The 13,286-nt window shown below is 60.3% G+C and carries 13 protein-coding genes; 7 read left to right on the top strand and 6 right to left on the bottom strand.

The window, feature by feature from the left end:
- Nucleotides 1–5 precede the first annotated feature (5 nt).
- The 7 genes from CFA77_RS06360 (at nt 6) to CFA77_RS06390 (ending at nt 7,425) form a co-directional block, all read left to right on the top strand.
- Nucleotides 6–1,094: a phosphotransferase family protein gene (locus CFA77_RS06360; protein ID WP_206992739.1), complete on the top strand. Its 1,089-nt coding sequence runs from the start codon at nt 6–8 to the stop codon at nt 1,092–1,094.
- Nucleotides 1,091–2,347 (top strand): MFS transporter, encoded by a 1,257-nt coding sequence (locus CFA77_RS06365; protein ID WP_242517506.1) that lies wholly within the window; start codon nt 1,091–1,093, stop codon nt 2,345–2,347. The genes CFA77_RS06360 and CFA77_RS06365 overlap by 4 nt, the downstream gene beginning before the upstream one ends.
- Entirely contained in the window at nt 2,340–3,125 is a 786-nt protein-coding gene (locus tag CFA77_RS06370) for an acyl-CoA thioesterase II (RefSeq protein WP_206992740.1), read from the top strand. Before CFA77_RS06365 ends, CFA77_RS06370 begins: the two co-directional genes overlap by 8 nt.
- 48 nt (nt 3,126–3,173) lie before the next feature.
- Nucleotides 3,174–4,085 (top strand): hypothetical protein, encoded by a 912-nt coding sequence (locus CFA77_RS06375; RefSeq protein WP_206992741.1) that lies wholly within the window; start codon nt 3,174–3,176, stop codon nt 4,083–4,085.
- 10 nt (nt 4,086–4,095) lie between these two features.
- Nucleotides 4,096–5,133 (top strand): alcohol dehydrogenase catalytic domain-containing protein, encoded by a 1,038-nt coding sequence (locus CFA77_RS06380; protein WP_206992742.1) that lies wholly within the window; start codon nt 4,096–4,098, stop codon nt 5,131–5,133.
- A 15-nt stretch (nt 5,134–5,148) separates the two neighbouring features.
- The gene (locus tag CFA77_RS06385; RefSeq protein WP_242517507.1) at nt 5,149–6,441 is read left to right on the top strand and encodes an amidohydrolase family protein; all 1,293 of its coding nucleotides are present in this window, start codon (nt 5,149–5,151) and stop codon (nt 6,439–6,441) included.
- Nucleotides 6,442–6,555: 114 nt separating this feature from the next.
- Entirely contained in the window at nt 6,556–7,425 is an 870-nt protein-coding gene (locus CFA77_RS06390) for an OmpA family protein (RefSeq protein ID WP_206992743.1), read from the top strand.
- 63 nt (nt 7,426–7,488) lie between these two features.
- Here CFA77_RS06390 and CFA77_RS06395 read toward each other — a convergent pair whose 3' ends face one another.
- The 6 genes from CFA77_RS06395 to CFA77_RS06420 form a co-directional block, all read right to left on the bottom strand.
- Complete coding sequence (locus tag CFA77_RS06395; RefSeq protein ID WP_206992744.1) at nt 7,489–8,562, bottom strand: DUF2855 family protein; 1,074 nt, start codon at nt 8,560–8,562, stop codon at nt 7,489–7,491.
- Nucleotides 8,559–9,317: an enoyl-CoA hydratase/isomerase family protein gene (locus tag CFA77_RS06400; RefSeq protein ID WP_206992745.1), complete on the bottom strand. Its 759-nt coding sequence runs from the start codon at nt 9,315–9,317 to the stop codon at nt 8,559–8,561. Before CFA77_RS06400 ends, CFA77_RS06395 begins: the two co-directional genes overlap by 4 nt.
- The gene (locus tag CFA77_RS06405) at nt 9,314–10,645 is read right to left on the bottom strand and encodes a cytochrome P450 (protein WP_206992746.1); all 1,332 of its coding nucleotides are present in this window, start codon (nt 10,643–10,645) and stop codon (nt 9,314–9,316) included. Before CFA77_RS06405 ends, CFA77_RS06400 begins: the two co-directional genes overlap by 4 nt.
- 48 nt (nt 10,646–10,693) lie before the next feature.
- The gene (locus CFA77_RS06410) at nt 10,694–11,644 is read right to left on the bottom strand and encodes a pseudouridine synthase (RefSeq protein WP_206992747.1); all 951 of its coding nucleotides are present in this window, start codon (nt 11,642–11,644) and stop codon (nt 10,694–10,696) included.
- Between the two features lie 20 nt (nt 11,645–11,664).
- A complete protein-coding gene (locus CFA77_RS06415; RefSeq protein WP_206992748.1) occupies nt 11,665–12,084 on the bottom strand; it encodes a DUF4345 family protein in 420 nt (139 codons plus the stop codon).
- A gap of 70 nt (nt 12,085–12,154) precedes the next feature.
- Nucleotides 12,155–13,282, bottom strand: coding sequence for an EAL domain-containing protein (locus tag CFA77_RS06420; protein WP_242517508.1), 1,128 nt, complete (start codon nt 13,280–13,282; stop codon nt 12,155–12,157).
- Nucleotides 13,283–13,286 lie beyond the last annotated feature (4 nt).

Raw genomic sequence — 13,286 nt, forward strand, 5'->3', positions numbered from 1 at the left:
AGAAAATGGCCGAGGGAGAAACCGCTGCAGAATTGTTCACGGGCACCAAGCCTGTGGTCGAGTCGCACAAATTCGATGAGGCGAAGCTCGCCGCGTGGATGGAGGCCAATGTCGAGGGTTATCAGGGCCCTCTGGAAGTGCGCCAGTTCAAGGGCGGACAGTCCAACCCGACCTACCAGTTGGTCACGCCCAACAAGAAATATGTCATGCGCCGCAAGCCGCCGGGCAAGCTGTTGCCGAGTGCGCACGCCGTGGACCGTGAATTCCGCGTGATTTCCGCGCTTTACCCGCTGGGATATCCCGTCGCCCGGCCTTATGGCCTGTGCACCGATGAGAGCGTCGTGGGCACGATGTTTTACGTCATGGACATGGTCGAGGGCCGCATTCTGTGGGATGGCACGCTGCCGGAATATGAGCCTGCTGAACGTCGCGCCATCTATGAGGCAAAGGTGAAGACGTTTGCCGATCTCCACAATGTCGACTGGCGCGCCGCAGGCCTGGAAGGCTTTGGCAAGGAGGGCGATTATGTGGCCCGCCAGATCCATCGCTGGACGAAACAGTACAAGGCATCCGAAACCCAGCATATCCCGGAAATGGAACAACTGATCGAATGGCTGCCCAAGAATATTCCACCGGGCGACAAGACCACGATCGTGCATGGCGACTACCGTCTCGACAATATGGTGCTGCATCCGACCGAGCCAAAAGTGATCGCGGTGCTGGATTGGGAGCTTTGCACGCTGGGCGACCCGCTCGCGGACTTCTCCTATCACCTCATGAACTGGGTGATGCCACCGGGGGATTCCTCGCGCGGTTCGATCATGGCGATTGATGACCTCGCGGCCTGGGGCATTCCGAGCATGGACGAATATGTCGACATGTATTGCAAGCATACGGGCCGCGATGGCTTGCCGGAGCTCGACTATTACTTCGCCTATAATGGCTTCCGGCTTGCGGGAATCCTGCAGGGCATCATTGGGCGCGTCCGCGATGGCACGGCCAACAGTGCCAATGCCGAGTCGAACGCCGCGCGGGTGGTGCCGCTGGCGCAGTTTGCGGCCGAGTATGCGCGCCGGGCCGGGATGCCGGGGTGAGTTCCGTCCCGCCCGGCCTGCCGGGCAGCGGGTCTGATTACCGGTATCTGAGCCGACGTGACATCTGGCTGTTGACGCTGGCCTGCGCGGTGGTGACGGCCAACGCCTATTACATCCATCCGATCATCGCTCTGGTGGCGGACGATTTTGGCGCGTCGCCGTCGGAAATTGGGTTGGTGCCTGCGTTCAACCAGATTGCGCTGGCGCTCGGCATTTTCCTGTTGCTGCCGCTGGGGGACCGGTTCAGCAACAAGCGGTTGGCGACCGTGTTTGCCGCAGGCCAGTTCGCGGGCATGCTGGCCATGGCATTCGCAACCGATTTCCGGCTGTTCATTGCAGGTTCGACATTTCTCGGATTTTCAACGATCACGCCCTATTTGCTGCCGGCCTATGCGTCGAAGCGCGTGCCGCCCGAACGGCTGGGACAGACCATGGCGATGCTGACCACGGGCGTCATCTCCGGCATTCTCGTTGCGCGCGTGGGCGGCGGCTGGCTGGGTGAGCATTATGGCTGGCGGACGGTATACTATGTTGCTGCAGCATTGATGGGCGGGGTGACGCTGTTGCTGCCGCAGATCATGGATGAGCGACAGGGGCGCGGCGATGCGCAGGAAAAGCAAAGCTATGTCGGACTTGTCATGTCTGTGTTCCCGGTTGTGCGGCGACACCCGGAAGTTCTGCTGTCTGGTGCGATGCAGGGGCTCGGCTTCGGTGTCTTCCTGGCGGTGTGGCTCGGGCTCGGCCTCTACCTGACCAGTCCTGAAATGGGCTATGGTGCTGATACGGTCGGCTATCTGGCGGCGCTTGCCCTGATCAATGTGTTCACCACGCCGTTCTTTGGTGGTTGGGCCGACCGGATCGGGCCCCGACGGCTGAGAGCATTCGTGGCGCTGGTGCAGTTTTCCGGCGTCTGCCTGCTCGGCGTGTTCGGCCACAGCCTGTGGATGTTGCTGGTGCCATTGATGCTGATGAATGTGGTCGGGCCACTGATTGATGTGACCGGGCGGATGACGTTCCTGAATCAGCCGCCGGAAGTGCGCACACGCCTGATGACCGCATATATTGTGCTGATGTTCATCGGAGGCGGGCTAGGCAGCTGGGCGGGCACATCTGTTTATGAAATCTGGGGTTGGCCGGGCACGGCGATGATGGCGCTTTGCTTGTCAGCTACCTTGTTGGTGTTGGCATTGATTGCTGTGCGGCTGGATCCAAAACGGTCGAAAACACATGCTGAGGAGGATGCAGATGGCTGACAGTGAGGGCCCACGCCCGACCTTCTGGATACCAACCCAATCGACAGAGGACCCCAACCGGTTTGAATTCGTCGCGCGCCAGAGCGCCTGTGCGGGACCGCCAGACCGGCAATTCCTGATGGGCGGCGTGTCCATGGCCGCAGGCGTGCATGCATTGGAGACTGCGATCGGGCGCCCTCTGCTATGGGCAACGGCACAGTTTGCGGGCGGCGCGACGCTGAACTCGCGCATCGACATCACGGTGCGCAAGCTGGCCGAGGGAAGGACCGTTGTGCAAGCGGTTGCCGATTTGACGGAAGACGGTCGCTCGGTCTTGCACGTTTCAGCCGCCTTGGGCGGATGGGATGACAGCGAGGGGCGGCAGTTTTTGAACATGCCCCCTGTGCCGCCGCCAGCGGAATGTGCGGAAAGTCACGAGATTCCCTTCTCGCGCGACGACAATCTCGCCGGGCGGATCGAGCGCCGGTCTGTGCATCAGGATGATGCGACAGCGGAGGAAATGGTCTGGGTGCGGGTGAAGGATACCGGACCCGCGGATGCCGCGCGACTGTCGCTGATCTCAGACTTTTTCCTTGGCGCACATACCCGCACGCGAGGCGGGCGAAGCCTCGACAACACAGTGCGCATCCACGCGCTTCCGAAGACAGACTGGGTGCTGAATGTGACGCGCATGTCGGGCTTTGCTGCCGGCGTCGCTCATGGCGTGCTGTACCAGTTCGGAGAAGACGGCACCTTGCTGACAACGGCCAGCCAGACAGGCCTGTTGCCGCCGCGATAAACCTTGCCGGAACACCCCAGATAGAAGACGATGAATGACGGAGAAAACATGACAGAGACAATCAAGGGGCCATTGCGCGCGCCCGCTCAGATGCTGCAAGAGCAATCTTATGATGGGCACAAGAGCCTTCATGATGACAGCGAAGCGGAGCGCCTCGGCATCAAGGCCGGGCCGATTGAAGGGCCGACGCATTTCTCGCAATTCGTGCCATACCTTGCCGAAATCTGGGGCGACGCCTGGTTCGAGCGCGGCTGTTTCTCCAGTCATTTCCTGAACATGGTGTTCGAGGGTGAGAAGGTGCGTGTCGAAGTCGATCGCCCAGCGCCGGGGGCGACGCGGACAATGTGCCGGGCGTTCAAGGAGGATGGTACGCCGGTGCTGGAGGCCAGCGCGTCGATTGGGCCGGATCATGGTGAGACATTGCTCGAAGCGCGCATGGCAAAGCTGCGCCCGGCGGGAGACCTCGTGATCCTCGCCGATATGAAAGTGGGCATGACCGGCGCAGCCGACGAGACGGTTACGATGGGCCCTGATCAGCATATGGGAAATCTCTATCCCTTCTCACTGGCTGACAAGTTGAAGGTCATCACAGAGCCGATGAATGTATACTCTGATGGCGCTGCGGGGCCGTGGGGCAAACCGATTGTGCCCCTGGAAATGGTCAGTGTGCTGGGAAACTACTCCAACCGGAATTCCAAATTCCCGGTCAAGCAACCTGCGATTGGTCTGTTTGCCGATCTGGAAATTCGCATGGTTGATGGGCCGCTCCTGGTGGGAGAGACCTATCTGTTGCGTCGCGAGGTCGTGGCACTGTCGGAAAGCCGACGGGTCGAGAATTACTGGATCCGCACACGCTTCTTCGATGCGGCGGGCGAAAAGCAGGTCGCCGAGATGCTGCTGAATCATGGCGTGATGAAAGCGAGCTATCCGCACTATCCCGCCGACCGGCTGCCGGCCTGAGGAGGATCGCATGAAGGGATTGCTGTATCAGGGCACGCGCGACATTGCTTATGGCGAGGCGCCCGAATTGAAACCGGAAGATACGCGGAGCGCCATCGTCAAGATGACCGCCTGCGGGATATGCGGGTCGGACCTTCATATCTATCAGGGCCACGGTTTCAGCGAGGAGACTGGCTATTGCGTCGGGCACGAAGCCGTGGGCGAGATTGTCGAGACGGGCAGCGGCGTGTCGCGATTCAGGACAGGCGACCGGGTCATGATCTCGGCCGCTGTGGGCTGTGGCGCGTGCGTGCCCTGCATGTCAGGCAATATGAATGAATGCGACACGCATGGCGGGCGTTGCTATGGGCTCGGCCCCGGCCTGCAGGGCGTGCAGGCCGAATATGCGATGGTACCGGTCGCAGATTTTGGCCTGGCGCGCATTCCGGACGGGATCAGTGATGACCAGGCCGTTCTGTTGACGGACAATTTGCCAACGGCCTGGCATGGGCTGAAGGGCGCGGACATTCATCCCGGTGCGACTGTTGCCGTGGTCGGGTGCGGTCCGATTGGCCTGATGGCCGTGGAAGGCGCGCTCCTGATGGGCGCAGCGAAAGTCTATGCGGTCGATCTGGTTGCGGAGCGGCGCGCCATGGCAGAGGCGATGGGCGCGATTGCGCTCGATGCGAGCGAAGCCAAGGCCGTGATCGAGGAACAGACCAGAGGCCGGATGTGTGACAGCGTCGTGGAATGTGTCGGCGCGGACCCGGCGATCCATCTGTCGCTGAAACTCGCCAAGGCAGCGGGCACGGTTTCCTGCATCGGTGTGAACCAAACGATGGATTTCAAATTCCCGATGGCGCTGGCCTTTATCAAGAATTTGACGTTCCGGACGGGCACTTGCTCAGTGCCTGAACATTGGCCGGAATTGATTCCGCTGGTGCAGGCGGGCAAGCTTACGCCCGAGCGCACCATTACCCACCATATGCCGCTGTCGGAAGGGGCAGAGGCGTATCGTATGTTTGACGCACGCGAGAATGGTGCGATGAAAATGATCCTGACACCTTGAGGGAGGGCTGACCTGATGACTTCGATGATGAGCAAACTGGCTGCGAGCGCGGCGCTGGCAACCGTGATAACCGGCGCAGCACTGGCCGAGACAACCCTGATTCATGCCGGGCATGTGCTGGCCGAGCCGGGCGAAGGTTACCTGACCCGCCAGACGATTACGGTGGAAGACGGCGAGATCGTCTCGATTGAAGCGGGCTACAAGCGCGCGCCGCGGGGGGCGGACCTGATAGATCTCAAGGAGGCTTATGTCCTGCCCGGCCTGATCGACAGCCATGTGCACATCACCGGCGAGAATGGGCCGAATGAGCGGATCAAGGCGTTCGAGGACACGGATGTGGATGCGGCTTTCGATGGCGCGGGCTTTGCCTACAAGACATTGTTGACCGGCTTCACAACGGTTCAGGATGTCGGGGCCTCGAACGCAGCGATCTTCGGCCTGCGCGACGCAATTGCGAATGGCAACGTACCGGGGCCGCGTATTCGGGCCGCAGGCCAGGCGATCAGCGTGACCGGCGGGCATGGCGACATCAATGGTTATTCTCCGGAAGTCATGGCGATGTTCACCGGCAAGAATATCTGCAATGGCGCCGATGATTGCCGTCGGGCGGTGCGCCAGCAGATCAAGGAAGGCGCAGACGTCATCAAAATCACCGCGACCGGCGGAGTGCTGTCAAATACGCGGGCCGGACTGGAACAGCAGTTTACGGATGATGAACTGGTCGCGATTGTCGAGACGGCGCATTCGATGGGCCGGAAGGTAACCGGGCATGCGCATGGCAAGGGCGGCATCGTGTCGGCGTTGAAGGCTGGCATCGATTCCATTGAGCACGGCACCTATACCGACGATGAAACGATCGCCCTGTTCAAGGAGCATGACGCTGTTCTGGTTCCGACGGTGCTGGCCGGAGCGACGGTGACGGGTTGGGTCAATGAGCCCTGGCTGCCGGCACCGAGCCGGGAAAAGGCCGCAATTGTCGGGCCGTTGATGCTGGATATGTTGCGTCGCGCACATGAAGGCGGGGTCAAGGTGGCGTTCGGCACGGATACGGGCGTGTCCAAGCATGGCGATAATGCGCAGGAATTCGCGCTGATGGTGGAGGCGGGGTTCACGCCGGAAGAGGCCATCCGCGCAGCGACTGTGATTGCGTCAGAACATGTGGAGATGTCCGATGTCATCGGCACGATCACGGCGGGCAAGCATGCCGACATCATTGCGGTCATGGGAGACCCCCTGAAAGACATTACTGAATTGCACGATGTTGATTTCGTGATGAAAGGCGGAACGGTCTACAAGCAGGCGCAATGACCGGTCCGAACTTCGCCTCAGCCGCGAAGCGTTTTGACTTTCCCAATCAATCGCCAGAGACTTGGCGATTGATGAGGAAGCGGCGCAAGCCCCGAGATATTTAGAGTGAGTTGCATGAAACGAGATCTTTTCCTTGCCCGCGCGATTGCCGGGGCTGCGCTGTTCAGTGTCGCGGCGTGTGGAGGGGAATCGGCAGATGCGCCGAAAGCAGTGGCCGCCGAAAGCGGACCTCAGTGTGTTCAACTCGCTGAAGGCGACTATTTCTGGGACGGGACGGCGTTTGTTGTCTCCAGTACACCCCCGGCATCACAACCCGCCGCCACCGAGACGCGGCCAGCAAGTGTTGGCTGGGTGGGCGCGCTAGAGCGTACCTTCCCGGATGCCGGGTTCCCGTGGATGGGCCTGCATGTCAGTGGGCCGGTTGCCGTTCTGACTGGCCTGGCGCCGGATCCGGCCGCCAAGGAGCAGGGCTTTCTGGTCGGGCAGGCGGCCCTCGAGGACAATGCCGAAGTCGCCTCAGATGTGACCCTCGTCGTGGATGGCATCTCGGTTGAAGAAGGCGAGCGGGGCGTTGGCGAGGCGCTGGCGGCATTGTCTGATGGCGAAGCCAATGCCGGGCGGTGCCAATCTGCGTTCAATGCCACGATGGATGGCCGCACGATCATGTTCCAGAGCAATCTGGCCATCATCTCGCCGACCAGCGAACGATTGCTGGATGCGCTGACCGGGGTGGCGTTGCTGTGCGATGCGTATGCCATCGAGATTGGCGGCCATACGGATTCTCGCGGCTCCAATCAATATAATGAAGTGATCTCCCAACAGAGGTCAGAAGCAGTGCGTGACTATATGGTCGAGCACGGCGTCGAGGCTGAAGCGTTGACGGCGATGGGGTATGGGGAGTCCCGTCCGCTGGACAGGGCGGAAACCTATGAAGCCTGGGCAAAGAACCGGCGCATGGAATTCAAGGTCTCGGAGCGACGCTAGAGCGCTCCAGGTGTGCGACCTGCCCCCGCTGTTTGGCCGCAGCGGGGGCTTTTGTTTTTGCGATCAGGAGATTGAGAGGATCAGTCCTTCGGAGGGGCTGACCTGGGCGTCGATGGTCTGCGTCCATGCTTTCGTGATTGCGTCTGCACCTTTGGCGTGGCGCGGCGTGACGAAGCCCTTCGAAGCCGTGTAGAAACTCTTCAAGGCAGAACCGAGCCGACGATTGATCTCAGCGCCACCGAGCGTGGCTGCGCGTTCAGCGGCATAAGTCGGCACGAAGAAGAATTCCGGCTGAGGATCTGGCAGCGCGACGGGCGAACGGTCGCCTTCCCAATCGGTCACGCCGATGACGAGACTGCGAACAAGCCGGTCTTTCAGGGCATTATGGACATCTGCCGTCAGTGTGGGGCGTCCGAGGAAATCGACAAAGGCTGTCAGGCCGCGCGCATGCAGGCGGTCGGCGTCATCATAGGTGCGGACACGGCCATAGAGGCCGGTCTTCTCCAGAAAGTCCTTGTTGCCGGGCGAGGTCAGCGCAACCGTGTCGACACCGCCGCGAACCTTCAGGCAGTGAGCCAGCGCCATGGCGGTCTTGGACGAGGCCGAGGAGATCACAACGGTTTCCGGAACCGGGTCCCCGGTTTCCATCAGGCAGTCATCAATCATCCAACCCGTCGTGAAGAGTGGACGGAAAAGCATTTGCTGGTCTTCGAGCGCGGCATGGTAGGAAGGGTCGCCAGCAGTGTTGATGTATGTGTTGTAGATGGGCGCGAGGCCCTGGCGGTGGGCGGCGCCATCCATGAAACCATGTTTGCCGACGCTGACCGGCTCAACATCGAAATGTTCGGAAATGGGGAGATATCCGTACAGGCGGTCACCCTCATTCACATGCTCAGCCTTGGATTCAACCACAGTCGCGAACCCCCAGACGGGCACGCGGCCAAAGCTTGCATCTGCGGCGGGGAAGAAGTTCCAATACTGCATCTGGTCGCCAAAAGTGGCGTAGGTGACATTGTTGGCCGTCAGGGCAAACGTATCGACCTTGAGACGGGCAGCGCCGTCGGCCAGGGCAGGCAGGTCGGCTGGGGTCCAGCGCGTGTCGCGCAAATCATCACGGCGGATCAGGAAATCACTCATGTCTTCGCTTTCTTGCTCTTGCCCGTAAAGGCCGCGATTCGGTCCTGCATGTCAGGCCCAACCCCTTCGCAATTGAGTATCTCCCATTGCAGGCCACTATCCAAGTCTCGCGCGTCGGTCGCCTCCAGCAGACGCTTGTTTGCCGCATGGGAGAATGGCGAGTTGGCGAGTATGCGATCCGCCAAGTCCTGACAGGCGCTGTCGAAGTCGGCGTCTGCCACAACTTGCTCGACGAGGCCGATGCGGAAGGCCTCATCAGCACTGATCATGTCGGCGGTGAACATCAGGCGTTTTGCCGTGGCAATCCCTACACGGCGTGGCAGGCGCTGGCTCATGCCCCAGATCGGGGCAAGCGCCCATTTGGCATGTGTGTCTCCGAAACGTGCGCTTTCCGCGGCGATGATGAAATCAGCCGCGAGGGCAACTTCCAACGCACCTGTATAGCAGTGGCCGTGGACGGCCGCGATGACCGGCTTGGGCAGGCGCTCCATCAGGCGGAGCGTTTCAGAGTGCCACCCCGGTGACGGGACTTTTTCACCTTCGGCAATGTCGCCAAGATCATGCCCGGCAGAGAAGCATCTGCCCGCCCCGCGCAGGATAACGCAATTCACACTGTCATCCGTCTCGAGGTCGAGCACATGATGGCGAAGTTCGCGGAACATTCCGACCGTGAGTGAATTGAGTTTGTCGGGCCGATTCAGGGTAAGAGTCGCAAGGCCGTCTTTGTCCTGACGAAGGACCAGCGGCTCGCTCATGTGCCGAGGTCCACCATGAGGCTTGAAATGGCGTGCACGAAATTGCTGGGCGCGAGGGTTTGTTCGCCAGTCCACTTTATGTTCGGGAAGCGTGAGAGGATGTTGCGATAGGCTGAGTCCAGCTGCATGTTGGCAACGCGCTGGCCCAGGCAGACATGCGGGCCATGGCCGAACGCCAGATGTTCCTTCGCATTGGCGCGGGTGATGTCGAAACGGTTCGGTTCGGGAAACTTGGACGGGTCTCGATTGGCCGCAGCATAGTACATGACCACTTTGTCGCCCTCGGCGATGGTCTGGCCGCCAAGGTCCGCCTCCGCTGTTGCTGTGCGGCGCATATAAGTGACGGGACTGACCATGCGGATCGATTCATGGACGAAATTGGGAAACAGATCCTCGTTCGCGATCAGCTTTTCCTTCTGGTCGGCGAATTCGGTCAGAAGGCGCATTGTGCCCGACAGCGAGTTGCGGGTCGTGTCATTGCCAGCAAAGACGATCAGGAGCCAGGAACCATCAAGGAATTCGGGGCTCAGTGGCTCGCCGTCGATCTCGACATTGGCGATCGCGGACAGAAGATCGTTCTGTGGATCGGCGCGGCGCTTGGCCAGCATATGTCGACCGTAATCGAACATGGCCTGAATCTCTGACATGAAGGCCATGATCTGTTCGGGCGTGACATTGCCGAGGCCTTCCTGCTGGGCCTGGTATTGCGAATTTTCCAGGAAGTGCATCCAGTGGACAAGTTTCGGCCGGTCCTCTGGTGGTACGCCAAGGATTTCGCACAGCGTGAATAGCGGCAATTCGGCGGAGAACAGCTCCACCATGTCGACCACAGGGCCCTGTTTCTCCATCGCGTCGAGCAGGAGGTTGACCTGTACATCAACGCGTTTGCGCAACTCCGCCACGAATCCGGGCCGGAAGAACTGCATATGTTCCATACGGAGTGTCGTATGGTAGGGACGGTCGAGATTGATCAGGCTGTTCAGGCTGGATGAGTGTAGCAGCGGATGGCGGGGCGTGTCTTCCTGACCATAGGTCATTAGGATGCCACCGCGCTGCGAGGAATAGATAACCGGGTCGAGTTCGACTTTCTTGACGAGATCATAGGAACTCACCGCCCAGAAACCGGCGCCGACCTGTTCGGGGTGCCACATGACCGGGGCCTTCTCGCGCATTTCCGCGAAGGCTTCATGAGTGTAGCCGCCGCGGGAAGAGAAGACGGTCGGGTCCGTCAGGTCGACTGGCGGCGCGAGATCGAAGACAGGGTTGTTCTTCGGTGGCCGCGGCGCGGTATCGACCTGATAGGTCTCGGTAACGTTCTGAAGTGGCATGAGGGACCTCCGTATGGCTTTGCCGCCGGAGACCTATCAATGGCCGTCTCAGCGAGGCTTTGTGCGTTTCCTGGAAGTCAGCTTACCTGAAGGTGACCTGCTGCCAAGGCGTGACTTAGGGGCAGGCTTTTTGGAGGTGCGAGCCGGCTCGGCAGGCCGGGCAGCGTGCTCATTCGTCATCAAGTGGCCGATGGCTTGTTGTAGCAGGTCTGTCGGCACTTCCTCGACCGCGCCCGGGCGAAGATCGTCCAGCAGGAACGGGCCGTACTGCACGCGGATCAGGCGGTTCACCATGAGATTCACCGCTTCCAGTGCACGACGGACTTCGCGTTTCTTGCCTTCCGAGAGGGTCACGGTTAGCCAGCTGTTTGCGCCGGTTTCCCGGTCGAAAACGGCGGTGATCGGCTTGTAGTCGACGCCATCGACCGTGATGCCTTCGGCCAGCTCGGCAATCTTGTAGTCGGTCACAGTGCCCTTGGCCCGCACACGATAGGTGCGTTCAAGCTCGTTCTTCGGCAGCTCCAGGGCGCGGGCAAGCGCGCCGTCATTGGTCAGTAGCAGCAGGCCTTCGGTGTTCAGGTCTAGCCGGCCGACGGTGACCACGCGTGGCAGGGATTTGGGCAACTCGTCAAAGACCGTGCGCCGACCTTCCGGGTCAACAGTGGTGGTGATGAGGCCAGCCGGTTTGTGATATCGCCAGACGCGCGTCGCATCAGGGGCCTGAATGGTCTTGCGGCCCACGCGGATCAGTTCGCGGCCTGTGACCTTGAAGGCAGGAGAGGTCAGCTTGACGCCATCGACCGTGATCTTGCCATCCTCGATCATGCGTTCGACTTCGCGGCGCGAGGCGACACCCGCGCGCGCGAGGTATTTGGCGATCCGTTCGCCTTCGCTCCAGTCTTTCTCTTCGGCTGGACGCTTGGATTTTGGGGCTGGGCGTTGCTTGCTCGGGCTGGAAGGTTTCCGGCGCGGGCGGCCCGTCTCTCGACGCTCCGTCATGGGATATTCTTTCTGTTGCTTTAGAGCAGGAAGTGAAGGAAGGGCGCCGCAATAGCAAGGCCCAGTATGATCTCCATCGGAATCCAGATCGGGATCAGACCGGGCTCCCGGTTCTTGGCTCGGTCGAAGACCAGGGACATCAGGCGACCGGTGCCAGCGCCAACCCACCCTGCAGCGAGCGGCAGGACAACGAGCGTCGTCAGGATGTCTTCGGAACCCGTCGACAGATTCACAACCAGAATGGCCGTCATCAGATGTGCGAACAGGAACAGGCCGCCATAAGTGGCGCGAAATTCCGAATAGCCACCGGGGCGGAGCGGGTCCGGATCCTCGACGAGGCGGACAATGCGGCTGGCCCAAGCCGGGGAAAACATGGCGGACAGGCCGAGAACGGCCCCAAACAGAAGGATGACGACTGAAATGATTTCACCGATATTCATGAGGCGCGTGCTCCGGGGTTGTCAGCTCAATCTAGAACGATTTTGCGGAATGCACAGGGTCTGAATGCTGTCAGGATGCCTTGCTGAACAAATTGATCGTCTTGGCGATATCCTGCTCCGGGCGGCCAAGCAGATAGCCCTGGCCCCTGCGAACGCCCAACAGTTTCAGTGTATTCAGCTCTGCCTCGGTCTCGATACCTTCGGCAATGATGTGAGCCGAGGTTTCTCGCGTATAAAACAGCAATGCGCCGATCAGTGCGCGACGGGCCAAGTCTGAATCCACATTCCGGGTCAGGCTCATGTCGACCTTCACATAGTCCGGATTGAGCTGGACAATGTGGCGCAGCGAGGAGTGACCGGCGCCAGCATCATCCACGGCGAGCCGCAGGCCTGCATGGCGTAATGGGCGCAGCACCTTGGTGAAGCTCTCATAGTCGTCGATGACGGCGTGCTCGGTAATTTCCAGCAGGATGCGGTCGAGCGGCAAATTCAGGAAGGTGCTCGCGAATTGATCGCTGATCACTGTGGAAGGTGAGGCATTGACGGAAATGTATTGGTCGGGCGCGATCTCGCGGATCTTTTCCACCGCCTGCCGGATTGAAGCCAGTTCCAGTTCCACGGACAAGCCGACGGCAGCCGCCTCGTCAAACCAGACATCCGGTGACCGATAAGGTTCAGCCGAGAAGCGACAGAGGGCTTCATACCCGCTGGGGTGCATCTGGCCGAGGTCAACAATTGGCTGGTAGGCAATGGCGAACGCGCTTGTATTCAGGGTCTCGAGGATACGCTCGCGCTTCTCCTCCAGGATGCGGCGCTCCTCGTAATCCTTGTCGATCTGTTGTGCGGCCAGGTTTGCGAACAAGCGCATGGTTTCCAGATCGCGATCGTTGAGACTCGTGTTCGCTTCCGGGCTGAGGCAACAGAACATGCCGTATGGTGTGCCGTCCACAAGCCGGATTGGAATGCTCATATGCGCCCCAATCGGAATTTCGCGCGTGATCGGCATGGCCAGGGCGAGGGGGTTTTTGGAGGTATCCGGAATAAGTTCGGGTAGGCGACCTTCCAGTATGTGAAGGCAATAGACATCCGTCAGGTCTCTACTGTCTCCCGGCTTGATCAGGTTTTCGAGGCCCGGTGCGTCTACATATCTAAACACGGACTCACCATCTACGAATTCCGAAATATAGGCGATCGGCATTCCT

The sequence above is a fragment of the Hyphomonas sp. KY3 genome (genome assembly GCF_017309975.1).
In the GTDB taxonomy this organism is placed as follows: Bacteria; Pseudomonadota; Alphaproteobacteria; order Caulobacterales; family Hyphomonadaceae; genus Hyphomonas.